The organism is Dinoroseobacter sp. S124A (genome assembly GCF_049801015.1).
Lineage (GTDB): Bacteria > Pseudomonadota > Alphaproteobacteria > Rhodobacterales > Rhodobacteraceae > Dinoroseobacter.
Genome location: NZ_JBNAGD010000004.1, coordinates 428,291 through 450,615 on the forward strand (window position 1 = coordinate 428,291; position 22,325 = coordinate 450,615).

The 22,325-nt window shown below is 55.4% G+C and carries 24 protein-coding genes and 1 pseudogene; 8 read left to right on the forward strand and 17 right to left on the reverse strand.

The window, feature by feature from the left end:
- Nucleotides 1-8: 8 nt before the first annotated feature.
- From ACP15I_RS12500 to ACP15I_RS12510, 3 genes are read right to left on the reverse strand one after another with little or no spacing between them, the layout of a single operon-like run.
- Nucleotides 9-698, reverse strand: a complete 690-nt coding sequence (locus ACP15I_RS12500) for a hypothetical protein (RefSeq protein WP_424975339.1) — start codon at nucleotides 696-698, stop codon at nucleotides 9-11.
- Nucleotides 695-1,654, reverse strand: coding sequence for a hypothetical protein (locus tag ACP15I_RS12505; RefSeq protein ID WP_424975340.1), 960 nt, complete (start codon nucleotides 1,652-1,654; stop codon nucleotides 695-697). The genes ACP15I_RS12500 and ACP15I_RS12505 overlap by 4 nt, the downstream gene beginning before the upstream one ends.
- A 38-nt stretch (nucleotides 1,655-1,692) precedes the next feature.
- Nucleotides 1,693-2,268, reverse strand: coding sequence for a hypothetical protein (locus ACP15I_RS12510; RefSeq protein WP_424975341.1), 576 nt, complete (start codon nucleotides 2,266-2,268; stop codon nucleotides 1,693-1,695).
- Between the two features lie 129 nt (nucleotides 2,269-2,397).
- Here ACP15I_RS12510 and ACP15I_RS12515 point away from each other — a divergent pair, with 129 nt between their 5' ends.
- Nucleotides 2,398-3,387, forward strand: coding sequence for a hypothetical protein (locus ACP15I_RS12515; RefSeq protein ID WP_424975342.1), 990 nt, complete (start codon nucleotides 2,398-2,400; stop codon nucleotides 3,385-3,387).
- Nucleotides 3,384-3,767 carry an ankyrin repeat domain-containing protein gene (locus tag ACP15I_RS12520; RefSeq protein WP_424975343.1) on the forward strand — a complete coding sequence of 128 codons (384 nt, stop codon included), beginning with the start codon at nucleotides 3,384-3,386 and terminating at the stop codon, nucleotides 3,765-3,767. Before ACP15I_RS12515 ends, ACP15I_RS12520 begins: the two co-directional genes overlap by 4 nt.
- A gap of 494 nt (nucleotides 3,768-4,261) precedes the next feature.
- Here ACP15I_RS12520 and ACP15I_RS12525 read toward each other — a convergent pair whose 3' ends face one another.
- The 7 genes from ACP15I_RS12525 to ACP15I_RS12555 are packed head-to-tail and all read right to left on the reverse strand — an operon-like array spanning nucleotide 4,262 to nucleotide 12,813.
- Nucleotides 4,262-4,978: a M48 family metallopeptidase gene (locus ACP15I_RS12525; protein ID WP_424975344.1), complete on the reverse strand. Its 717-nt coding sequence runs from the start codon at nucleotides 4,976-4,978 to the stop codon at nucleotides 4,262-4,264.
- A complete protein-coding gene (locus ACP15I_RS12530; RefSeq protein WP_424975345.1) occupies nucleotides 4,975-8,202 on the reverse strand; it encodes a type I restriction endonuclease subunit R in 3,228 nt (1,075 codons plus the stop codon). The genes ACP15I_RS12525 and ACP15I_RS12530 overlap by 4 nt, the downstream gene beginning before the upstream one ends.
- Nucleotides 8,190-9,029 (reverse strand): DUF3800 domain-containing protein, encoded by an 840-nt coding sequence (locus ACP15I_RS12535; RefSeq protein ID WP_424975346.1) that lies wholly within the window; start codon nucleotides 9,027-9,029, stop codon nucleotides 8,190-8,192. The genes ACP15I_RS12530 and ACP15I_RS12535 overlap by 13 nt, the downstream gene beginning before the upstream one ends.
- Entirely contained in the window at nucleotides 9,026-10,252 is a 1,227-nt protein-coding gene (locus ACP15I_RS12540; protein WP_424975347.1) for a restriction endonuclease subunit S, read from the reverse strand. Before ACP15I_RS12540 ends, ACP15I_RS12535 begins: the two co-directional genes overlap by 4 nt.
- A complete protein-coding gene (locus ACP15I_RS12545; protein ID WP_424975348.1) occupies nucleotides 10,245-11,765 on the reverse strand; it encodes a type I restriction-modification system subunit M in 1,521 nt (506 codons plus the stop codon). Before ACP15I_RS12545 ends, ACP15I_RS12540 begins: the two co-directional genes overlap by 8 nt.
- Before the next feature lie 59 nt (nucleotides 11,766-11,824).
- The gene (locus ACP15I_RS12550) at nucleotides 11,825-12,130 is read right to left on the reverse strand and encodes a hypothetical protein (RefSeq protein WP_424975349.1); all 306 of its coding nucleotides are present in this window, start codon (nucleotides 12,128-12,130) and stop codon (nucleotides 11,825-11,827) included.
- Nucleotides 12,131-12,138: 8 nt separating this feature from the next.
- Nucleotides 12,139-12,813: a restriction endonuclease subunit S gene (locus ACP15I_RS12555; protein ID WP_424975350.1), complete on the reverse strand. Its 675-nt coding sequence runs from the start codon at nucleotides 12,811-12,813 to the stop codon at nucleotides 12,139-12,141.
- A gap of 404 nt (nucleotides 12,814-13,217) precedes the next feature.
- Between ACP15I_RS12555 and ACP15I_RS12560 the strand changes: the two genes are divergently transcribed.
- The 3 genes from ACP15I_RS12560 to ACP15I_RS12570 all read left to right on the forward strand — a co-directional run bounded on the left by ACP15I_RS12560 (nucleotide 13,218) and on the right by ACP15I_RS12570 (nucleotide 15,404).
- Nucleotides 13,218-14,123 (forward strand): ArdC family protein, encoded by a 906-nt coding sequence (locus ACP15I_RS12560; protein ID WP_424975351.1) that lies wholly within the window; start codon nucleotides 13,218-13,220, stop codon nucleotides 14,121-14,123.
- A 34-nt stretch (nucleotides 14,124-14,157) separates the two neighbouring features.
- Entirely contained in the window at nucleotides 14,158-14,418 is a 261-nt protein-coding gene (locus ACP15I_RS12565) for a hypothetical protein (RefSeq protein WP_424975352.1), read from the forward strand.
- A gap of 293 nt (nucleotides 14,419-14,711) precedes the next feature.
- Nucleotides 14,712-15,404 (forward strand): hypothetical protein, encoded by a 693-nt coding sequence (locus ACP15I_RS12570; RefSeq protein ID WP_424975353.1) that lies wholly within the window; start codon nucleotides 14,712-14,714, stop codon nucleotides 15,402-15,404.
- Nucleotides 15,405-15,473: 69 nt separating this feature from the next.
- Here ACP15I_RS12570 and ACP15I_RS12575 read toward each other — a convergent pair whose 3' ends face one another.
- Entirely contained in the window at nucleotides 15,474-15,647 is a 174-nt protein-coding gene (locus ACP15I_RS12575; RefSeq protein WP_424975354.1) for a hypothetical protein, read from the reverse strand.
- Between the two features lie 536 nt (nucleotides 15,648-16,183).
- On the opposite strand from ACP15I_RS12575, the gene ACP15I_RS12580 reads away from it, so the two are divergent.
- Nucleotides 16,184-16,417, forward strand: coding sequence for a hypothetical protein (locus tag ACP15I_RS12580; protein WP_424975355.1), 234 nt, complete (start codon nucleotides 16,184-16,186; stop codon nucleotides 16,415-16,417).
- Nucleotides 16,418-16,434: 17 nt separating this feature from the next.
- Here ACP15I_RS12580 and ACP15I_RS12585 read toward each other — a convergent pair whose 3' ends face one another.
- The 5 genes and pseudogenes from ACP15I_RS12585 to ACP15I_RS12605 form a co-directional block, all read right to left on the reverse strand.
- The gene (locus ACP15I_RS12585) at nucleotides 16,435-17,721 is read right to left on the reverse strand and encodes a relaxase/mobilization nuclease domain-containing protein (protein WP_424975356.1); all 1,287 of its coding nucleotides are present in this window, start codon (nucleotides 17,719-17,721) and stop codon (nucleotides 16,435-16,437) included.
- The gene (locus ACP15I_RS12590) at nucleotides 17,718-18,140 is read right to left on the reverse strand and encodes a hypothetical protein (protein ID WP_424975357.1); all 423 of its coding nucleotides are present in this window, start codon (nucleotides 18,138-18,140) and stop codon (nucleotides 17,718-17,720) included. The genes ACP15I_RS12585 and ACP15I_RS12590 overlap by 4 nt, the downstream gene beginning before the upstream one ends.
- A complete protein-coding gene (locus ACP15I_RS12595) occupies nucleotides 18,121-18,600 on the reverse strand; it encodes a hypothetical protein (RefSeq protein WP_424975358.1) in 480 nt (159 codons plus the stop codon). The genes ACP15I_RS12590 and ACP15I_RS12595 overlap by 20 nt, the downstream gene beginning before the upstream one ends.
- Before the next feature lie 29 nt (nucleotides 18,601-18,629).
- Nucleotides 18,630-19,091 (reverse strand): zinc ribbon domain-containing protein, encoded by a 462-nt coding sequence (locus tag ACP15I_RS12600; protein WP_424975359.1) that lies wholly within the window; start codon nucleotides 19,089-19,091, stop codon nucleotides 18,630-18,632.
- A 39-nt stretch (nucleotides 19,092-19,130) separates the two neighbouring features.
- Nucleotides 19,131-19,408 (reverse strand): annotated as a pseudogene (locus ACP15I_RS12605) (IS5/IS1182 family transposase); the annotation flags it as partial.
- A 458-nt stretch (nucleotides 19,409-19,866) separates the two neighbouring features.
- On the opposite strand from ACP15I_RS12605, the gene ACP15I_RS12610 reads away from it, so the two are divergent.
- A complete protein-coding gene (locus ACP15I_RS12610) occupies nucleotides 19,867-20,409 on the forward strand; it encodes an RNA polymerase sigma factor (RefSeq protein ID WP_424975360.1) in 543 nt (180 codons plus the stop codon).
- Here ACP15I_RS12610 and ACP15I_RS12615 read toward each other — a convergent pair.
- Nucleotides 20,406-20,969 (reverse strand): hypothetical protein, encoded by a 564-nt coding sequence (locus ACP15I_RS12615; protein WP_424975361.1) that lies wholly within the window; start codon nucleotides 20,967-20,969, stop codon nucleotides 20,406-20,408. The genes ACP15I_RS12610 and ACP15I_RS12615 overlap by 4 nt on opposite strands.
- 142 nt (nucleotides 20,970-21,111) lie before the next feature.
- On the opposite strand from ACP15I_RS12615, the gene ACP15I_RS12620 reads away from it, so the two are divergent.
- Nucleotides 21,112-22,272: a S8 family serine peptidase gene (locus ACP15I_RS12620; protein ID WP_424975362.1), complete on the forward strand. Its 1,161-nt coding sequence runs from the start codon at nucleotides 21,112-21,114 to the stop codon at nucleotides 22,270-22,272.
- The last annotated feature ends 53 nt before the right edge of the window (nucleotides 22,273-22,325 follow it).

Genomic DNA, 22,325 nt, shown 5'->3' on the forward strand with positions numbered 1-22,325 from the left:
AACCCTCCTTAAAAGTTGAAGAAGCTGCCAGTGACGAGAACTGAGTCAGCGCCTGCCGCTTCGAGGAACTCCTCCCACTGAGGAACAAGACGGCCTGCCAAACCTTCGGCGCTCAGCGTGCCTTTAACTTGGCCAACGCCAAGCATTTCGACATGACAGCCACGCAAATATTCATCGCGCGGCGCAGGGAGAGACGCAGCGCCGCTCATCAGGGCGCGACCATCGACCGTTGAACTCCACTCGATGCCATCGGTGAACATGACAATGCGTGTGCCACCCCGTTCGCAGACAGGTTCGACAGCTTCGAGAAACTCGATTATCGATGTTGTGTTTTGCGGGCTCAGATCACCGCTTTGCACCAGACCAGGCAGTGCACGGAAATATCCACCGAACATCGCTGACAAAGTGCGGGCGCTCGAGGAACGTCGATCCGATATGTCTGCTTTAATGTTGATGATGCGGTGAGCCAGACCTGGCTCACCGAAAGATAGCATCCAAAGCCTGTGCGGATGATCAAGCCCGGCAATGTAGTCTTCGACATATTCTGCCGTTTCATCCGCCACGATCTGATCAAACAAATGACCGACCGAGCCCGAGATATCGACCGCAAATAGAGTTGCGCTGATATCGTCTTGAGCCGTGGCGGCGCTCGCTGCCAGCGTCAGGCTGGCAGCAACAGCAATCTCTTTGAAAGTCATTGTGTTTCTCCTTTTTCTGGAAGGCCTGTGAGGATGCGCAGCACGTTGTGAATGCGCATCTGGTCGATCTGATCCGCCATGTGGCGACAGAACTCTTCTTCGGTTTTGAACCTGCTTGGAATGCTGGCCGCATCGGCGTCGTGGAAGGCCATCGCCAGCGGATCATCCATGCGGATCGGATCGAATTTGCGCTGCGCTGCTGCGAGCTTGGCCTGCAATACCTCCCAACTCACATGGAAGGCTTCGCGGGCGAACTTGTGCTTCATATCGAGGGGCATCTTCCAGCGCGCCGCTTCGTCTTCGCTTTGCAGCGCGCGGAAGACGCTCATTTCGCGCTTGATGACATCGACGTTTGACTTGAGCTCTGCGCTGATCGGCGGCGTGAGGGTCAAGAGATTGAAGGCTTGAAGCGCCCGCCCAAGGCAGAACGAGGCAAAGTAGATCGTGATGATCATCCCGAAGGACAAACCAAGGAACAGTAGACCGTTGGGGATCACGCTAATCCAACTCGCAAAGCCCGCCGTCTCGGCAGGCTGCGCCTCAATGGCGCGTGCACCCAGCATGCCCGTTGGACCCGTTGATACGAACGAGACGGCATCGCGCGCCGCTTGCCATGCCGAGTAGCCCACCATAAGTGACATACCGAGCGCGAAGACGAGAACGCCGATCCCGCTCAGCTTCTTCAGCCACATCTTGGTGAAGTGATCGCTTTCTTGGTGGAGCTTAACATGCACCGTGGCAATCACCACGGGCACCATCAGGGCAAAGGCAGCGCCCGAGACGACTTTGCCCAAGACTTCGACCTGAATGATCGAAAACATCAGCGTCGCAAACAACGTTTCGCCGATCAGTAGCGCGACGAATATCGCAGCGAAGAAGCTGCCGACGATCACGGCCACGCGCCTGCGGTGGATCGCTAAGCGCACTTCATACTCAAGGCCGCTCAGGACAATCATGAGCTTGTCCAGACCACTTGCCGTTCGAAAAGCGGGCATCAGAAATCCCCCTTATGATCGACAAAGCGGTTCAGTTCGAGGCGATGCTTCGCGGCTGCGCGCTCGACCATGTCGGGCGCGAGTGACTGGATGCGGGCAAAGCCAGAAGCGATGTTCGAGAAGCGCTCGCTCATCAGGCGACGCCGTTCGTTGAACGGCCCGTTCAGTTCTTCGCAGTAGAGATCATAAGCATGCAGGATCACCTCTTCCGACGGGGCGAGCGCGTTCGCCTTGAGAGACGCCGTCAAGACTTGCTGCCACGCGGGAACTTCGTGCTTTGCGGCAAGCTGCACTGCAGGCTTGGGCTTTGGCTCGGTTTCTTCAACAGGAATAGCCGCTCGCTTTGGCACCAAGCGGTAGACAACATAGATGAGTCCAGCGGCAGCTATGATGATCGCTGCCAAGCCAAAATCACCTGTCAGACCGACTAAGCCAAATAGCTTGATGAGCCACAAACCAAGCATCAGCGTGGACAGCAGCAATCCAATGAAGAAAAGTGTCTTCATGCGAGAGCCCAGCGACTTGACTGATTTTCTTGGTGTGCGGATGTGTAGATTTAGATTTTCATCGTTCATGAAGGTACACCTCATCTGTTGCCTGACCATCAATGATCACGCGTTTCGCGGAAGCTCGATTAGGAGGTTCGTCAGCTCTCAGATTTGGCGATTGCCAAGATTCTTTGCCATCAGAAGTTCATAAGAACCATGGCTGTAGATGATCCAAGAAGTTACGAGCGCTATGATGAGGACCCGAGTGTTGCCGGCACGAGGCTCATGCACCGCGTCAATATCGAGCGCCTGCAAGATGAAATGCGAAGGATCAAAATGTCGCTGAGTTTTGATGCCATGGCCAGGCTCATTCCAAAGACCGTAGCGCAATGGGCTCCTCAATTTCCAAGCGGTGGCGATCTTGTATCCCAGAACATCTATGATTTCTTGAAACTCAGGTCGCCGAGTACACCATCGCCTCCGCGCCGTCTGGCATTTCATGCATTCATGATGGTGGTGGATAGGCCTTATCGCGAGAAGTGGAACTACGACTACTTCGTTCGGAACGCAGGACTGACGTTGTGCGATTTCTTTGCGAGCACCAAAGGGGCGAGCCCTTACGAACACAGCCTGAATCTCCAAAAAGCATCAGGCTTTTTCACCTATATGGAACCTGAGAACATCGCAGCACCAAGTTGGAAGGCTGGTTTTGAGTTCAGGTGCCTCTTGCTTAAAGCACCAAAAGATTTGCCGTTCTTGTTGGCTTATGACTTCGACTATGTTGCTCCGAACAAGGCAACAAGCGATCTGTCGGAAGAAGAAATCAAGCAGTATGGAACGTATGTTTCAGAAAGCAGAGACCTCGACGCACGAGTCGGTTTTTACATACCGAAGAGGTCCGCTGAGGAAGGCATCTTGCTATTGAATAGCTTCAAATGGGATTGGCCCACCATTTACGGATCAATTTTCAACTACGTCACGGACGATTTCGCGGACAGCAACAGCGGCCAAGTGATCGATTTGATTTTGGCCGATGTCAACTCTAGGCAGATCATTGACCGAACCGAACGCAGTTATCATGCATCAGACTACGAGGTGCCTGATGACCGTAAGGTCTTTGTGAAACGCAGTGCTCTGAAACCGCATGACTTTGGTCCACTAGCTTCACTTTTCGAAACCCGTTTCTCGTGGGGGATTGATCTGTGAGTGATACTTCAATCGTTGCGAAGCCTGACAAGAAAAGTCATGAGTTCGACATCTACTACGGCGCAGATGCGAACGATCTTGCCGAGATCAATGGAGCGCTCATCAACGATCCAATGGCCTTGGACCGCCCCGAAGAACTGACGGGAAAGACCGCTCTGACCATCGCCGCAGCCGACGGTAACTATCTTGCCGCTTGGTATCTCTTGGTTGAGAAAGGTGCCGATCCTTGGATCGCCGATAATCACGGATGGATGGCACTCGATTATGCCCGAGCCATCGGGCATGAGCGACTTCGCCAAATGCTCTTGGAAGCGATGCACGACGATTTGGATGGACCGGAAGGAAACGTGGACGTCATTTCCGTTTTCCCAAGGCGATAGCCAGAGAGAATGTATTGAACTCTCATGGCCACGGACCTGCACTGCGACACCCAGAGAGAGCAGATTTTGGCCATTCATCCGCACCCGCAAGATGTGTTTTGTAGTACAAAACCATCTTGGCAAGGGGGCCGCTGCGCACCCCCGTTGCATCCCCCAGGCTGTGGCTCTTTCAGGGCGTTGAACCCGTTTCAGAGCCAGTAGATCGTATCGCCGATCAATCACTCGCGGTAGACTTCGCTCTCCCTGCACCCATCGATCAATGGGCTATCGCGCTCCTTGAAACCCACTCGCACCGTCTGGCCGTTGCATCACCAATCAGGGGCGCGTTCCTGCTCCCCCGATACCCCCATGACCATTTCATGGAGACGATTTCATCGAGACCGAATGAAGGGAGCATTCGCGCTACCCTTCCTTGGAACCATCCCATCGACCAAGAAGCCTTTGAACCCCTTGGAACCCTGACCAACCTTGCGCTGATTGGATACGTCCATGAGCTATGCCATTTGGCGCTCAAGTTTGAGTTTTCTCTTCTCCCAATCTGGCATCACACGGCGCAAAAGATCAAAGAACTCACGCCCGTGATGAGGATGCTCGATATGGCAAAGCTCGTGGGTGATTACGTAGTCAATCGCTTCCGTTGACGCACCTATCAATGACCGATTGAGGACAAGATTACCTCGCCCAGTCATCGATCCCCATCGATGGGACAGATCGCGAATAATAAGGCTTTGCGGTGTCATTTTCTCTTTGTTTGCGAACCGTTCCTTCGATACCTCAAGGCGCTCAGCAAACTTGATCTTTGCCCGCTTGAGTAGCCACAGGCGCAATAGCTCGCGAGTTTGTTCTTCGCGTCGTGGCCTAGTGCTGCTTACAACGATCTGACCTCGCTGCATTTTGACTGTATTCTGAATGCTGGGCTGAACTTTCAGTTTGTATTGTCGCCCAAGGTAAAGGTGAGTTTCGCCCCCAATGTAGCGTCGTTCAGGGGTTCTCGGCTGGAACTGATCAAAATAGCGAAGCTGCTTCTGTATCCAGGGTGCGCGCTTTTTCACCCGATCAATGATTTGCTCAACGCAAGCGTCTATAGGTGCAATTACTTCGACCGATTGATCGGGCAAGACGCTAATCGATAGCGTCTTGCGATCTCGACGCTCGACACCGAATCTTATCGTTTCACTGCCGAAGCTCGTCTCAAGCAGCTCGGCGCTCATCCTGGAAACCTCGCGCGCGCGACATCCATAATGCGAAGCTCAATATCATCGAGCTGATCCAGCGGAATCTCGATGCCTTTTTTATCCCGCACAACATCGAAGAAGTAGTCGTCGATGGCGTTGCGCATTTTGTTTTGGGCTACTTCGTTCGACCAGACATCGACAATATGATGATCCTTCACGATGGCGATGATCGACTGCGCTACGTCAGCTGTGATGGCATCATCGACACCGTCGTTGATTGATTTAAGGATTGGCTCAAGGACACCGAAGACAGCTTGCGCATCCGCATCGCCTTTGATGCTTTCCGGCACATCCCGACCGTGTTCGCGGCGAGCGACCCGTCCAGCTAGATCGACAACGGACTTAAGATAATCCTTCTCGGATATCCGCTTCTCGCGATAGTCGCGGATTGTCTCGGCTAGCATTTCCGAAAACTGCATATAGAAAGACGGGTCTTCATCCATCTTCTCGGTGATCGTTCGCTTAGTTGCGCTCGCGATCCTATCCGCTTTGGATGCCGCCGTTGTTCCTTCTTCTTCGATCACGGCATTAAGCGCATTCGGATCGTTAATATTCACCAGATCAATAATGACCTCGGCAGGCTTGGCCGTCACATGATCATCAAGCAGCTTTTGGATCTTCGGTTCGAACTCCTTCACATCGACCGTTTCCTGATAACGCAGCTGAACGGAGCGCTTTAGCTCAGAAAAAGCCTTCCAGTCCTTGGTAAAGGTCGTCACTTCTTTCTCGTCAAAAACATCGTAAAGCTTCTCAGATGAGAGCGAGATGTGAAGGCAGCGACCGTAGTCTTTCAGACGCCTATAGAAGTCATGGCGCTTCGCTTCGTCTGCAAGGAATTGCTCGAACTGCTCCATGTCCTTCTTGTTTCGGACCTCCTTGAAGACATCCCAGAGCTGCCCGTGCAGCTGGGGCAGTCTTCGGATTTCCTCACGGATATCATGCAGTGTTCCTGCGACATCATCGCCGTCGAAGCCTGCAAAGGCGCTGTAAGTTGTTAGCGCTTTGTCGAGCTCGCCAAGCAGCCCCTCATAGTCGATAATAAAGCCGAATTGTTTCTCTTTGTCTTCGTCCTCGAACAAACGGTTCACGCGAGCGATGGCTTGCAGAAGATTGTGTTCGCGCAGCGGCTTGCACACGTAGAGCACGGTGTTGCGCGGCGCATCGAAGCCCGTCAGGAGCTTAGAAACAACGATCAGAATTTCAGGATCGCCCGAGCCTTTGAATGCGCTGATGATCTGGCGATTATACTCATCCTCGCTTTTGTACTTGGCCATCATCTTGTCCCAGAACTTGCGAACCAAATCCTTGGATTCCTGATCGACTTCCTCATTTCCTTCTTTGTCATCAGGTGCGGAGATCACGATCTCGCTTGTGACATGACCAATCTCGTCGAGTACTTCCTTGAAACGCACAGCGGCAGCCTTTGAGGGTGCAACAAGTTGCGCCTTAAAACCTGTGCCTTGCCAGTATTTGCGGAAGTGCTCTGAGATATCGAAAGCCTTTGCGCGGATCGCTTGACCTGTCTTGGAGAGAGCGTCCATTCGCGAAAACTTGCGCTTTAGGTCAGCCTTCTGCTTGTCGGTCAGACCTTCGCTGATCTTCTCAAACCAGGTGTCCACGACATCGCCGCTGACCTGCTGCTCGACAATCCGCCCCTCATAAAGAAGAGGGACGACCGCCTCGTCCTCGACCGCTTCATCAATTGTGTATTTGTGGATGAGTCCGCCGAATGTATCGAGCGTATTCTTCTCTTTTTTCAGAAGCGGCGTGCCCGTGAAGCCGAGGTAGCAGGCGTTGGGCAGTATCCGCCGCATCTTCAGTGCAAACTTACCGTGCCCGCCGTAGCGACCTGTTTGACTACGATGGCTTTCGTCCACGAGGACGAAGATGTCTGCGCTCTCATCCTTGAAGTCGCTCGCCTTCATCGCAGTATCGAACTTATTGATGATCGTTGTGATGAGCGGTGTCTTGTTCGAAATCAACTCGATCAAGTTGGAACCCGTGGCTGCGCGGACGGGCTCAAGTTCACAAGATTTGAAAGTTCCTTTTATTTGTTTGTCGAGGTCATCGCGGTCAGTGACAATGAGGATGCGTGGGTTCTTGACCTTCTTATCGAGCGCAAGCGCCCGACCGAGCATGACCATTGTCAGGCTCTTGCCCGATCCTTGAGTGTGCCAGATGACACCGCCCTTACGGCGTCCATCTACATCGCGCCTTTTCAGGCGCTCAATCGCGGTTCGGATACTGAAGAACTGTTGGTGACGGGCAACTTTTCGTACACCAGCGTCGAACACGGTAAAACGGCGAACGAGATCAAGTAGGCGATCAGGACGGCAAAGCGCATAGACTGCGCGATCTTGTTCGCTAATTGAGCGATCCCCAGCCGCCGCAAGTTCATCAAAAAATCGGCGCGCGTCAGCCAGATCACCAGAAAAGACAGCCTTCTTTTCTTCGTCTGTCAAAGGACGATTGATGGCAGTCTCGATGTCACTGTCCTGGTCTTCCTCGTCCCGCCAAATCTGCCAAAACTTGCGCGGCGTTCCAACGGTCGCATAGCGGGCTTCTTGCCGCTTCATGCTCATCAAGAGCTGCGCGTAATGAAAAAGCTGCGGGATATTGTCTTCGTTCTGATATTTGATGAGCTGGCTATCGGCCTTCTTCAATGACTCCGTAGGGCGTTTATTTTCGATTACGATGAAGGGGATGCCGTTAACAAAACAGACGATATCACAGCGGCGCGTCGCCGTGCTGGCTGTCCTCTCGACCGTCATTTCTGCGGTCACGTGGAAAACGTTATTCTCGGGTTTTTCCCAATCGATGTATTTGAAAGAATAACTCTTGCTGTCTCCCTCGATGGCCTTAGAGATTGTTGTCCCTAACACCATCAAGTCATACAAATCCTGGTTCGTCCCGCGTAGTCCCTTCAGCTTGTCGGGCGTCGGTTTAAGGCGGCGCAACGCCTCGTGGGCGTCCTCAAGATCAAACGCATAGCTCTTTCCCCGATAGCTATAGCTGTTCAATTCGAGCATCCGTTCAACAACGATGTCATCGAGGATAACATTGCGGGTCTTGCCGCGCAGCCTATCGACTTGAGCTTGAGACAGCGGCTTGAATCCAAGCGCAGTAAGAGTCTGGATCGCAGGAATCTGCGACTGATGTTTTTCGGCGGGGTTAAAGCCTTGCGTGCTCACAGCTGCCACCCCGCGTGCTTCGCTTGCTCATAGAATTGATTGCAGACAGCGCCTGGCGTTCGCCCGATCTTCTCGCGTGCCCTTTCTAGGATATCTACAAGCCCCGCATAATATGCTTGCTCGCCTGGATATGCTTCCGCCTCGTCCATCAGTTCCAGATGCCGACGATACACATAAGAAAGTGCATCAGCGACCTGCACCAATGACGAGTGGTTCGACTTGATGGCAAAGGACGTGTTGATGATGTGATCGAAGCGGTTTCTTGCAGTTCTATCGACCCAGACCATTGAACCCCGTCTGCGCTTTTGGATTTGGTATAGGCCGTCATACCAGGGATCGCAGCTGTACAAAGCGTCGGAATAGTTCGCCATCTCGCGCTTGTTGTCGTCCATGATGACGACCGTAAGCCCCTTGCCACCACTGACGCCCTGCATTTTTTTCTGCACGATTGAGCTGGTAAACATCGCCGAGCCGATCCAATAGCTGTTTCCAAACGGGTGCTCGTGCCCGTTGTTCGCAGCCGTATCGAAGGCTTCAAACGAAAGACCAATGCCGAATATCTTCCCGCCATTGGCGACTGCCAGCTCACAGACTTCCGTCAAGAACTGTTTGCGCTCCTCACCGTCGATCTGACCCCAAGCCCCAGCCCCGTTGATAAAGCGTTTTGTCTTTAGCTCCGTCCGCGCGCCAGGATGGCGCGCGAACAACTCTTCGAGCTTGGCGTCGAAATCCGCCGTCTTCTTACGCAACTTGTAGGCATCCACCATCAAGCCACACATTACGAAGACATCGCCTTGGTCGCTGGCACCGCTCTCATCGACATAGATGAACTTCATGCCGCAGCCTCGCCTTCGTCAGAAACTTCGACACGCCATTCGCCCGTCAGTAGCTTTTGCATGAGGCCGCGCTTTTGGTCTGTCACGGCTTTGATCTCGGCGTCCAAACAGGCGAGCTCCGCGTGTGAGGTGTTCACGACATCGGCGATTGCAGCTTGTTCGTTGGGGTCCATTGGCAGATAAAGCTTTCCTTCGAGGAACTGCTTGTTGGTCACGGCAATCGTGTTCTTGGCTCCCTTTTGCACCAGCGGGTGCAAGTAATTGCGCGCAGCCAAGGGTGACTCGAAGAGTGCATCGAGGATGATGCCAAGCGCGAAGGTTTGCGGGGTGAAAACACCGTAGAGTGGTGAGACGATGACCTCGCTGTCGATCTTGCTCTGTTTGATGATGCCAAGCGGGAAGTCGCCAGTGGGGCTCTTTGTGTAGACGATATCCCCAGGGAGAACACGGTTGTAGTGATCCGTGCTCGCCGCCGAGAATGAACGTCCGAGATGCTCGACCTGATTGACCAGCCCCTTGTGAACCGAAACGGAGTAGACTTCCTCAGCGCCCGTGGACTTTGAGCCATGCTCATGCAGCACATTGCTCAGGGGCACTTTGTGCCATTCGCCCGCAAACCCCGGCAAGCGCACCTTACCCGTGAAGAGATGGGTGCGCAGCCAAACACGGCGACGGAGATTCAGTGCCCGGAGGGCGTAGAGCTTTTCAAGTGCCTCGTCCCAGGTTCGCAAAAGCGCAGCAATCTTTTGCTGCTCGGTAAGCGACGCGACAGGGATGCGGATTTCTCTAACAAGCTCCGCACTTAAGTTATCTTGTCCGCCAGAGTTTGAAAGCGCACGGATACGCTGATAGTCGTTCTGAAGCACGTAAAACATGAATTCAGTATCAAAATCCGAATTCGGCAGAATCGCTGCGCATGCTTGGTTCGTTGCTGCATCTACACCAAGAATACCTACTTGGCCTCTTGTTTTGCCTTGGCCGTAGAGCGCTATGAGCAACGTGCCCTTCGGAAAGATTTTGGCCGCTGAATTGCGCAAGCCTTCTTCAGAAATCTGCTCTTTTGTTTCGCAAATCACAGAGTAATTCACTTCGGACGTTGTTGCCCAAGGAATCCCGCCGTTCTGCCAGTACTTAGAGTTTTTCCTGTCCGGCGTACCGCCAGATTTTATGGTCGCAACACTACCGAGTGCCACCGTTTTTCTTTCTTTTGATTGGTCAAGCATCAATCCCGAGCTCCCTGAGGTAGCCCGACATTTTGGCGCGCACATCCGCCAGCTCACCTTCAATCCGCACGATGTCCGCCTGCACGGCGGCAACGTCGATCTCTTCCTCCGGTTCGAAGGTGTCCACATAGCGTGGGATGTTGAGGTTGTAGCCGTTCTCGGCGATCTCCTCGGTGCTGGCGAGGTGGGAATACTTCTCGACCTCGGCGCGGGCGTTGTAGGTGTCGAGCACCTTCTTGATGTGGGTATCTTCCTCCATCACGTTCTGGGCCTTGCCAGGCGTGAACTCCTTGCTCGCGTCGATGAAGAGCACGTCCTTGCGATCTGCGTTTGCGCCGCCTTCCTCGCGGGAGCGGTCGAAGATCAGAATGGCGACAGGGATGCCTGTCGTGGTGAAGAGGTTGGCAGGTAGACCAACAACGGCGTCGAGAAGGTTCTCCTCGATCAGCTGCTGGCGGATTTTGCCCTCTGCCCCGCCACGGAACAGCACGCCATGCGGGACGATCACTGCCACGCGGCCTGATTGGCGCTTGGCGATCTCGATCATGTGCGTGATGAAGGCATAATCGCCCTTAGATTTGGGCGGAATGCCCCGCCAGTAGCGGTTGTACTGGTCTGTATCCGCACCATCCGCGCCCCACTTGTCGAGGGAGAATGGCGGATTGGCGAGGACGACATCGAACTTCTGAAGGTGGTCGCCTTCGATCAGCGCGGGGCTGTTTAGGGTATCGCACCACTCAATCCTGGCGGCATCCTTGGCATGCAGGAACATGTTCATGCGCGCCAGCGCCCAGGTCGCACCGTTAACTTCTTGCCCGTAGAGAGCGAAGTTGTCTGAGCCGACTTCCTCGGCAGTTCGGATCAATAGCGAGCCCGAGCCACACGCGGGGTCACAAATGGTGTTGCCTGCCTTCGGTGCGGCAAGCTTTGCTAGAAGCCCCGACACAGCAGCTGGAGTAAAGAACTCACCAGCTTTTTTTCCCGCATCTGAGGCGAAGCGCGAAATCAGGTAGATATAGCACTCACCGATAATGTCTTCTTTGACGCGCGAAGGACGTAGGTCGAGCGCTGGCTTGTTGAAATCTTCAAGCAGGTTCTTCAGACGGCGGTTGCGATCCTTGGTGCGGCCAAGGTTCGATTCCGAATTGAAGTCGATGTTGCGAAACACGCCTTCAAGCTTGGCGCGGTTCGAGTCCTCAATTTTTTCAAGCGACATGTTGATGAGTTCGCCGATGTTCGCTTCGTTGCGCTGGTCGTAGAGGTCATAGAAGCTCGCGCCTTCGGGAAGATAAAAGCGTTCGCGTTCCATGCGACGGCGAATACGCACGTCATCATCGCCGAACTGCTCGCGGTAGGTCTCGAAATGGTCGTTCCAGAGGTCTGAAATATACTTCAAGAACAACATCACGAGGATGTAGTCTTTATATTGTGCAGGATCGACTGCGCCTCGGAACGTGTCGCACGCAGCCCACGCTGCATTGTTCACTTCCGCCTGTGTCAGTTTGTCATTCATTCTTAATTCCTTTCGCGTCTCATATTGAGGCGGGAAACTCTCCCGCCCCAACAAATTTCTCAAATCAATCCACAAGGCGGTTTGTACTGCGAGCGCAATTGTCGCTCGATGAGCATGCGGTTCTGCTCGTCAGCGTAGATGGCAGCCACGCTCAGCTCGGCATGCCCCTGACCACGCCAGCAAGGCGCACGGTCGTGATTGGCGACGCGCTCACGAATGTTTGCTGACTCGCCAACGTCTACAACATTCCAAGTGGCCGCCATGCTCCGACGGCCAAGGATCACATAGACGCCCGAGCAAGGCTGTAGATAGTTGTCATTGCCGAAGGGCCCTTCGGCGTGATAGTTTCCGATATTGATCGGCATTATTCACCTCATGTGTTTGTCGGTTGATTTTTGCCCGCACGCTTGGACGGCTGACGGGCTCCAGGATGCCCAGCTTCATTGCCGTGAAGCTGGGCGTTTCGCACCTGACGCAGCAGGACGAAGCTCGTAAATTCTTCTTTCTTTCTCGCGAGTTCGCGCAGCAAGGCCGACTCACGCTCAGCGAGACGCCCAACCTCAACCACCAACTTCTGCGTTGCCAGATCGGGGATGCTGACTGGCATTTTCTCAAGCGCCTTACGCTTGATCATCCGAAGCTTGGTGCCTTGCGCAGAGCTATCCAAATAGCGCTGCGCCTCGGGCTGATTGATGAGCCACATTAGAAACTCAGGAAGCACCGCGTCTCCGTGCGCGCGAAGGATCATCAAGGGCAGCAGCGCGACCGCTCTTTCACCTTCGCCACCAACAGCAACCGTCGCCGTATTGTTCTCACCCCGCGAGCGAAAAAGCACATCTCCAGGCGCGACCATGTACCGATCCAGCTTTCCTTCCAGCCTAAATCGGGACGCAGCGCTCAACTCCACCAACCCATCACCACGCAGATCGCCAAGCTGAAGGGCGGGCACTCCGGTATGCTCATCACCGATGAGCGCAGAGCGGGCAGTAAAGCCGCTTTGTATGTCGCATACATCCGCGAGGGTCGTATTTTTATCTCTGTAGATCATTCTCATACATTACAACCCAACCCAACTGCTGTCAAGTCATTTTTTTGCAGTAGCTATACCTACAGATTTTCTGGCGCTCCTTTCAGGTCGGGCTGTCGTGAACCGAGCCTGTCGTCTCGGCCCTGCGGCTTCCATCCCTTGCGCGTGATCTGATGCCAGCCCAGGGGGCTGACTTTCTCTTTCTTCTTGCTTGGGGTCTGCGACCCCGTCCTCCGTCAAGACCAAGCCCTTCGTTTGATCTTCGGGCGCATCCAGCGGTCTCCCCGTCCTTCCGCATCTTCGATTTGTGCAGGGCGGGTGATCCCCCTCCGCTGGATGCGGTCTTGACGGTCTCCCCCCGCTCATTGGCGCGGGCCTAGTCCGGTTGCATGCGCAACCGACTAACCAAAGAGAAGGAAAAGCCAATGAAACAAGATATTTATCAAAAAGTGACGGACAAAATCATTGCCGATCTGGAACAAGGCGAGCTGACTTGGCTCAAGCCTTGGTCAGCAGGAAGCCTTGACGGGCGGATTGTCAAACCGCTGCGCCATAACGGTATGGCCTATAGCGGCATTAACGTCTTGATGCTTTGGGGCGCAGGCCTCGAGGCGGGTTTTCTCTCGCCCTACTGGATGACCTTCAAACAGGCCAAAGAACTTGGAGCGCACGTCAAGAAAGGCGAGCGCGGTAATCCCGTAGTCTATGCAAACACTCTCACCAAAACAGAAGAGCAAGAAGACGGCAGCGAGGAAGAGCGGAAAATCCCCTTTTTGAAGGCTTACACCGTCTTCAATGTCGAGCAGATTGAAGGGCTGCCCGAGCACTACTACGCCAAGCCTGAGCCCGTGATTGATGGGGCGCAGCGCATCGACCATGCGGAGGAGTTCTTTGCGGCAAGCGGCGCTGATGTCAGGCACGGCGGCAACCGCGCTTACTATTCAGGCGGCAGTGATCATGTGCAGATGCCGCCCTTTGAGTGCTTTCATAGCCCCGAGAGCTACTACGCAACCCTTGCCCATGAGCTGACCCATTGGACAAAACACCCAACCCGCCTTGACCGCGAATTCGGGCGCACGAAATGGGGCGATGAAGGCTACGCCCGTGAAGAGCTTGTTGCCGAGCTTGGCGCAGCGTTCTTGTGCGCTGATCTGGGACTGACCCCCGAGGCGGGCACCGATCATGCGGCTTATATCCAGAGCTGGCTTAAAGTCTTGAAAGACGACAAGCGCGCGATTTTTTCCGCTGCGGCGCATGCACAGAAGGCTGCCGACTATCTGCACAGCTTCCAAGCCACTCCGGAAACCCAAGAAGAAGGAGTCGCCGCGTAAGCGGCGGCTCCCCTGACAGGAGGAGGCAAGAGGCATGGAACAGCACACAATCATATGGCGGCACGTCGAAATCGAGATCACATACACCCCTGAAAAATGGATTGTGGTCGATCACATCGAACTGAGAACCAAGAACAAGGCCGCACTGCCTGTCACCGAGACAGGCTATCGCTCACACTATGTCGATGTCGGGACGGTCACGCACTATGGCGGCGTGGTCGCCTTCGTCACCGCGTGGCTTGATCATGAGGCCGAGCGCACGGGCTGGAGCAATGATCAGTTGAGCTTGTTTTGAGGGAGAGGAAAAATTTTCGGCTGGCCAGTCGGTCAGCCACTAACAACTCATTCTAGACAGATTTTCGATCATGGGTAATTTTATGGACAGAATCTGATTATCTATGGTAAAATAAGTAATGAAATCAATTCTTTGCTCGAAAAGCATTATTACTCTGTTTGCTTGGATGTCCGCAGCTTTTCCCTACATCTTCTATGGCTTGCTGCCTTATCAGCACTCCTATTGGCCTGGCTTAATATCGGTCTCATTTAGCGCGCTATGTTTTATCTATCTCTTTTTTCAGTGGGGGTACTTTGAAAAATCTCACAAATAGATCCGAGCTTAAAGAAGTTAGGGCATCGGGAAATGTTTTTGTCCTGATTTTCATAGCAGTAATTTTATTTGGATTATTGGGATATACCTTCACAAAGAGCGCAAATAAGGGCACTGGGAACCTCACAAAACAACAATCAAAGCTATACGCACAGCGGCTCATTTCATTCTTTAACCTTGTCGACGGAGCATTCAACAAATTGCGTCTGAAAGGCTGCTCCGAGAACGACATCAGCTTCTCAAATAGTGCAGATACGGGCCCTTTCGTTTCGGACAATGACTCGGTAACAGCGCCATTAGATAATTCTTGTCATATTTTTTCTGACAATGGCGGCAAGGTGGTCTTCAATATGAATTGGTCAGATTATCAGGTAGAACAGAGCGAGATGCCTTCGCCCAACAACCATGGGAACATCTATTTCTTACAACGCAACGGGAAAACTTTAGGTGTGGGAACGGCGGCTAATGACCTGATGGTTCATTTAAATTATGTGCAAGAAGATATTTGTCGAGCGTATAATGATGCTCTGAATCTAAGTATTGATTATACTGTAGACGACACAGGTTCAGTCGTTGGGGATGAGAATCCAGACTACATTGGCCTTGAAAATTTTTGCAGATATAATGTTAGCGATCGGCGCGGCCAGATCAGGAAAACTTGGATTGCAAAATAGATGAGCAATCACAAGAACCTTCGAGATGGTGAGACTGCCTTTGGTACGATCAACTACTATCTTTCAAAGCTATGGCGAACGCTTCGCGAGTTCGCTTTCGATGGCACGCATCGAGGCAAGAGCGTTGCGTTGCTCCTGAGAGCCGCGCGCAGCAGCCGAAAATGCGATAAACGCTTCTTTGCGCAATCCATATAGTTCTGCGGTGCCAAGTGTTGCCGCTTCAAATCGTGAGACGAGTTTCATCGTATCCTCCTTTTGTTCAAGGAGGCCCCGAACCGCTCAGGGCCTTTCGGCCCCGAACATCATCATCCGACTATGAAGGCTCTGATGGGTCGGGCGTCTCTACGGACAAAGGAAAAGGATACGCAGGTCTCGCATCACTGGTTTGCAGCAAGCATCACAGCGGCAGCTCTGGACTATCTGATTGATCGAAAAAGGGCGCGGTTGGCGCGTTATGGCTGTGCCGTCTCAAAGCGAGTGGCACGCGCCACTATTCCATGCGGATTATCGAACTCGGAAGAACAGCGAGGCTGCCCCAGGAGGATCGGTTTGGCTCAGGTGCAGCATGTCTTTGCTTCAGCCGCATCCCTGATCCCCTTGGTCGAGATGGGCATGCAAGAAAACACCCATGAATCCCTGACCGAAGGCGGCGTCGCATATCAATGGCCTGCCCGCACCACCTGCCCGAGGGCAGCCGTGTTGACCATGACCTGCGAGCCTATGCCTTCGGCCCAACGGGAGGGCGTTAGCAAGCCAACCCAAACAAAGGAGATCACATCATGGCACGCGAAAAAACCAACAACACCCAAGCACAAAACGCCCCTCAATATCTGGCCTGGCACGTTACAGAGAAGGGCGAGAAATCCTACTGGAACAAAGTCGGTGCAGCCTGGCCGCACAAGGACGGCAAAGGCTACACGCTCCAGCTCGAAACTTGCCCGATCAATGGACGCATCGTCCTGCGGCTTCCTTTGGAAGATACCCCAGAAGAGCAAACCGAGGGGCGCGCGTAAGCGCCCCTTGCCATTGCCTACGGCCCCGATGGGCGGCGTGTCCTTTGACGAGATCGACGCCGCTCTTCTTTGCGGCCTCGCTCAGGATCAGGGCGCTCGATCTCTCGATAGTTTGCCACGTCCTTGCGCAGTTGCATCAGTTCGCTGCTGGCAAGTGATCTCTGACGCTTGATATCGCGCTGTAAAGCTTCACGCTCTTCGATCTGCTTGAATATCAGTGCGTCTTTTTCCGCGCGATCACGCTGCCATGCCAGCAGTGTCTCTTGCTCATTCTGTTCTTTGATCTTGGCATATTGCCCAGTCAGGCGATGCCATATCCCAGAAAACCCACTTGGCAATCGCCGAGCGCGCTGTTGGCCTTCAGCCTGCCAACGCTTATCATGAGATGCGTAGAGTTTCGCGCGTTCTTCTTGATGCCGCGCGACCATCTCGGTCTTGCGAAAATCCAGCATGGCAAGGCGCTGCCTTGTGCTGGCTTCTGCTTCTTTGATGAAATCCTGAACTTTACGCGTCATGGCTTGCGCAATCGTCGCTTTGACCTGCTCGGTAGATGGCAGGGCTTCACGATTTCCAAGACGCGCTTCGAGCTCTTTGGTCTTCAGCCCCACATAGCGCGAGAGCGAATAGACCTCGCCGCGATAATCAAGAGCCACAAACCCGCGACGATCACCTCTTGCCAGCCAGAAGCCCCGTTCTTTCAGTGCCGCTTCGAACGAGGCGCGATTATCGGAGTGCTTCCAAGTATCTTGGAGCGCAGCCTTAATCTCGCGAGGATCGACACCTGAGCGCTTTGCTTGCTGCCACTCTTCGCGCGTGAAGTTCAGCGGATCACGAAGGCGACGATCCTGTAGGCCGCGCGGCATGTCCCATCCATGTTCCAGATAGAGAGAACGCGAGACATCGCGGAGCTTCGTCTTGTAGTGCGGCAAGTTGATCGCGCGCATCTTTTCGGCATCGATGCGCGACCAGACAACATGTGCATGGCGTCTGCCATCTTTTTCGTGAAAGACGATGGCACGGGGTTGGTTTTCAAGACCGAGCTTCTTCTCGATCAGGTCAGCGGTCTTCTCAAAGACTTCGGTTTCGACGCAAGCGCCCTCTGGTGGGTTCAAACTCATTGAGAACAGGTAGTTCTTGCAGCGCGTCCCGCGAGCGATGGCATCAGCTTCATGGAAGGCATCTAGGAGATCATCACTGACAAAGCCCGAGACTTCGTGCAGTGCGACATGTTCATTGTCGCGCGTGGCCATAAGATAGCGCGCAAGTTGTCCTCCATCGCCCCGTTCTTTGGCCTTCAAGATCATGGCGAAGCTCCTGGCGATTTGCCAAGCGCTCGCATGAGTTCAAGGCGCAGTTCTCTGATCTCTTCGCATGCGGCGACCAAGTCAGCTTCGGTCTCAGGTGTGACAGGCAGTGAGCCTGTGTTCACCGCCTTAGCAAGTTGGTTGATGTTCTGAGATAGACGCGAGTTACCCAACGCGCCCAGCACGCGTCCCAAAGCTTCGGCATCCCCTACAGACGTGTTTCCTGGCTTCTTGCGGATAGAGGCTTCATCACCGAACAGGCGCTCTCTGATATGTGCGGCCAGCGAATGCCTACCGCGCTCAGCATCTAGACGCGCCCGCTCTTCGAAGGTGAAGCGGATCGAAAACGGCGGCGGATAGCTGGCACTACGTGCCTTATCCTCTGCTATCTCGTTGAAGTTATGGTCTAAAGTGCTCATCATCGCACTCCAGACTTGGCATGTCTGATCGTACGAGATGGTATTCCCAAAGTTCGAGCGTGTCGAACAAAAGTGTTATTTCTTCATCGGTTAGGGAATCGAACTGGGAGTTCAATCTTTCTCCCGACGAGCGCACCATTTCGCATTTCCCGGATAACCCTCCTAACACCTTAAAACGTAAGGTCGTTTTTGGAGTTCCGCACACACCTTCCGGCGTGTGGGTCAGCGGATCAGAAAATGCCCGTCTGAGCGTCGTCTGACGAACCGCACAGCTTCCACTTTTGTATATATCCCAAGGCCTTGAGGGGAGCCGCAAGGCGCGTTCCATGCATTCTTCAAGCTTCGCCGCGTTCGGGGTTGGTTCTTCGGCCTTGGCGACTGACACCAACTTCTTACGTTCGAGCTCTTCGATCTTCGCTTCCAGCGCTTTGAGAACGGACGAGTTCCTGGTCTCGACCATACGATCAACGAGTATCCAAGATACTCTCATCAGCAGCTTTCGATTGCCGCGCCCATTCGGCGCGCTCCGCTGTTGCTAGCTCCAAAGATCCGTTCCAGCCGTCTTTGAATATAGCGATTGCCAGATCGACCAAGCGTAGTTGACTGGAGGCTTTTGAGGACATCCTCGAAACCACCTTCAAGTCTGGCTTGCGGGATCGACTTGCTCTTTTGCGAGCAACCGAGTGTTTCGCAGCGGTAGTATGCGTAATGCTTGTATTTGCCTTTGGACCAAGCACCTGTCATCGCGTTTCCGCACGCGCCGCAATGAACGTGACCGCATAGCGGGAAGTCAGGAAAGAAGTCAGCTCTTGCTATGGGACGCGCACCCTCTTTCAGGTTCCGCAAGATTTGCTCATGGGTCGCATGACCAATCAGCGGTTCGTGATGGCCACGACGGAGCGAAACTCTCCACTTCTTGGCCTGAACATGCCCCGCGGCTTTGTTGCGCAAAGCGTGTAGATGCCGAATTTCCCCTTTCCCCAGAGATAGTTATCCTGCGGGCTCGGTGACGGGTACGCCGAGCGCGGTGTAGCCGTTGAGCACGGCGGTGCGGATCTGTAGTTCGGCAACCTGACGATCGAAATCCCGTGCCATAGGCTCTGCCCCAACAGCTTCACGCAGTGCATATTCGTCTCGGCGCGGCTTCGGCGCTGATAGCTGCTCCACATTCGCCAGATCGCGCGGCCGAGGTAATTGGACGTGCGTAGAGCCTCGTTCCGGGCAATCGCGCCGGCTGTTGAGGGCTTCCCCGGTTTGGCGTTATTGCGTGTGTGCCATGTCTTTCCTCCGTTTTCCTTAAACACAGCGGAGGACCAATCCAGTGGGGAAGACTAGGTCAGCCAGAAAAGACCAGACATGTTTACCGCTCGGTTTCCGAGCCGTGAAACTCGCCGACAGAGGGAAATCAGCGGCTCCTGCGCCTAGGTTTCACTGAAATCGGTTCGCGTTTGTCGCCAAACAGAGCGATCCGAGCGGTCGCCAGTGGAAGGACCTTCGAAGCTCGCATGCGCGGCGATCATCACCCGCGGTCGACCTAATTCAATAGAGCCTTACCCCAGGCCATTTCTATGATCTTGCGGACCAACTTGACCTCGCCGCTTGCGTCTAAAGCAGACCAATGGGCCTTCATTGCCCGTCCAAATGATGCAACGTCGCGTTGAACACGATGGTGTGGGATGCCAGTGTTGGTGCGGCGGATACTGCGTCGGCAAGCGCGTGAGGGGCCTTGGAGGATTTCGAGCTCATTCGGCGGATCGGGCGGGGCGACACCCGGGCGATGCGCAGTCTCTACGAGAGGCATAACGGGGCGGTTTACGCCTTCGCGATGTCGCGCGCGAAAAATGCGGAACTGGCTTCGGACTGTGTCCATGACACGATGATGGAGGTCTGGCGCACTGCCGACAGGTTCGCCGAGAGGTCCTCGGTGCGGACCTGGCTCTTTGCCATTGCGCGCAACAAGCTCGTTGATGCTTTGCGGAAACGGGGTCGTATGTCCTATGTCGAAGACGTGCCCGAGACCGAAGATCCGGCCCCCAGCCCGGAGGCAGCGGCCATCGCAGCGGCGGAGCGCGGGCGCCTTTATCGCTGTCTCGAGGGGCTATCCGGACCGCATAGCGCGGCGATCCGGCTCGCGTTTTTCGAGGAGTTGACCTATCCGGAAGTGGCCGAGGTCGAAGATGTGCCCGTGGGCACGATCAAGACGCGGATCTTTCACGCCAAGCAGGCGCTGATGCGATGTCTTGAAACGGGGCTGCGGAAAGCGCGCTAATCCGCGATCAGCTCCACAAGCTCGGGACGCGCGGCAAGCGCCTGCCGCGCGGCTGCAGCGGCGTCGGCATCCGGGAAGGACAACTGCACAAACCCGAGCGCCGTGGGCCCGTCGGTGATTGTGCCGCCGAGAGGCGTGAGCGCCTCGGCGATCTCCGCCAAGGTCGCGGTTTCAGCAAAGCGGACCTGCAACGCGGCCTCGACCTGAGCATCACTGGCCGTGCGGAAATTGCCCTCGCCCTGGAGGAAGCGTGGGCCGAGCGTGACCTGCCAGACGGCGATTGCCAGCACGGCCACCGCCGCGTAGCGCAACGCCTGAGCCCAGGGGCGGCGGTTCTCGTTGGCGGGTGTCGGCATCTCAATCTGTGCGGCGATCCGATCCCATACGGCCTCGGCTTGGTGATGCTCCGGTCCGTTGGCCAGCTCTGCCTGAACCTTGCGCAACAGGTCGACCTCAGCCGCGAGCGCGGCATCGCGGGTCATCTCAGCCTCGAACGCGGATTGCGCCTCGGGGCGCATCCGGTTCTGCAGGTAGTCGAGAATATCCTGTTCGCGATCCACGGTTTTCCGCTCGTTTTTGGCTGTTTAAAATTGGTTGTCGCACAAACCGGGCCGAAGGTTCAAAATTATTGTGATCGGAGGGGCATTGACCGCGGGGGTGCGTCGATGTCCCCAACGGAGTGTCGCCGAGCAGGAGAGTGCCATGCCAGTTCAATCGTCTCGGGCCGTGCGGTTCGCCCTGCTGATCGCGGCGCTTGCGCTGGCCGGATGCGCTGCGCTCCTCGATGACGCGGGGTCTCAGGATACGCCAGACCTCGTGAACCCACGGCAGGTGATCGCGCTCTTGCCCGATGCGCAAGGGGTGGCGCAGATGCGCGCCGAGACCGAGGCGGAGGGCTATCGCGAGCTGCGCGTCACGCGGCTTGCCGGGCTGGGCTTGACGATGATGACCTACCGAATGCCCGACGGGGTCACCGGGGAAGAGGCGATCTTCGCGCTGGAGACGGCGGTTCCGTCCTCGTCGGTGGGCCTGAACCACGCCTATCGACCACAGCAGGCCGGCGCGGTGCGGGGGCTCGACTATGCCGATGGGTTGATGGGCTGGACCGAAGGGGCGTGCCGGGCGCAGATGGCCATCGGGATGATCGACACTGCCATCGATCCCTTGACGCCGAGCCTAGCAGGGGTGCGGGTCGAGACGCGGCAGTTCTTCGACGGCCCGGCGGCAGACCCGCAGCACGGCACGGATGTCGCCTCGATCCTCGCAGACCCGGCGCGGTTGCGCGATGTCACGCTCTACAGCGCGAATGTGTTCGGTGGCTCGGGGGGCGGGGACCTCGTGACCGGGGCGGAGGCGCTGGTCCGCGCGCTCGACTGGCTGGCAACCGAGGAGGTTCGGCTGGTCAATCTTGCGTTGGCGGGCCCTTACAACAAGCTTCTGGATCTTGCCGTGGCGCGGGCCAGCGCGCGCGGGCTGATCCTGGTGGCGGCTGTGGGGAATGATGGCCCGGCCGTTGAGCCGATGTATCCGGCAGGCTTCGACAATGCGATCGCGGTGACAGCCGTCGATGTAGACCGGCGGGTCTACCGAAATGCGGTGCGCGGGCCCCATGTGGACGTGGCCGCCCCGGGGGTCGATGTCCGGATCCGCGGAGCCGGAGGGGCACGGTTCGTGACCGGCACCTCGATCGCGACCCCGTTTGTCACCGCCCGGCTCGCCGCCGATCCCGACGTGGTGGCAGCACGAAACACGGACGAGGTGCGCGCCCTGCTGGCCCGCACCAGCGCCGAGTTGGGCGCGTCGGGCCGCGATCCGACTTTCGGCTTTGGTCTGGCCAAGGCCGAAGGCGTCTGCGGGGGCTGACGCGGCATTGCTGCCGCGTGTTTTTCTAAAATGAACCCCCGCCAGGAGGGCGG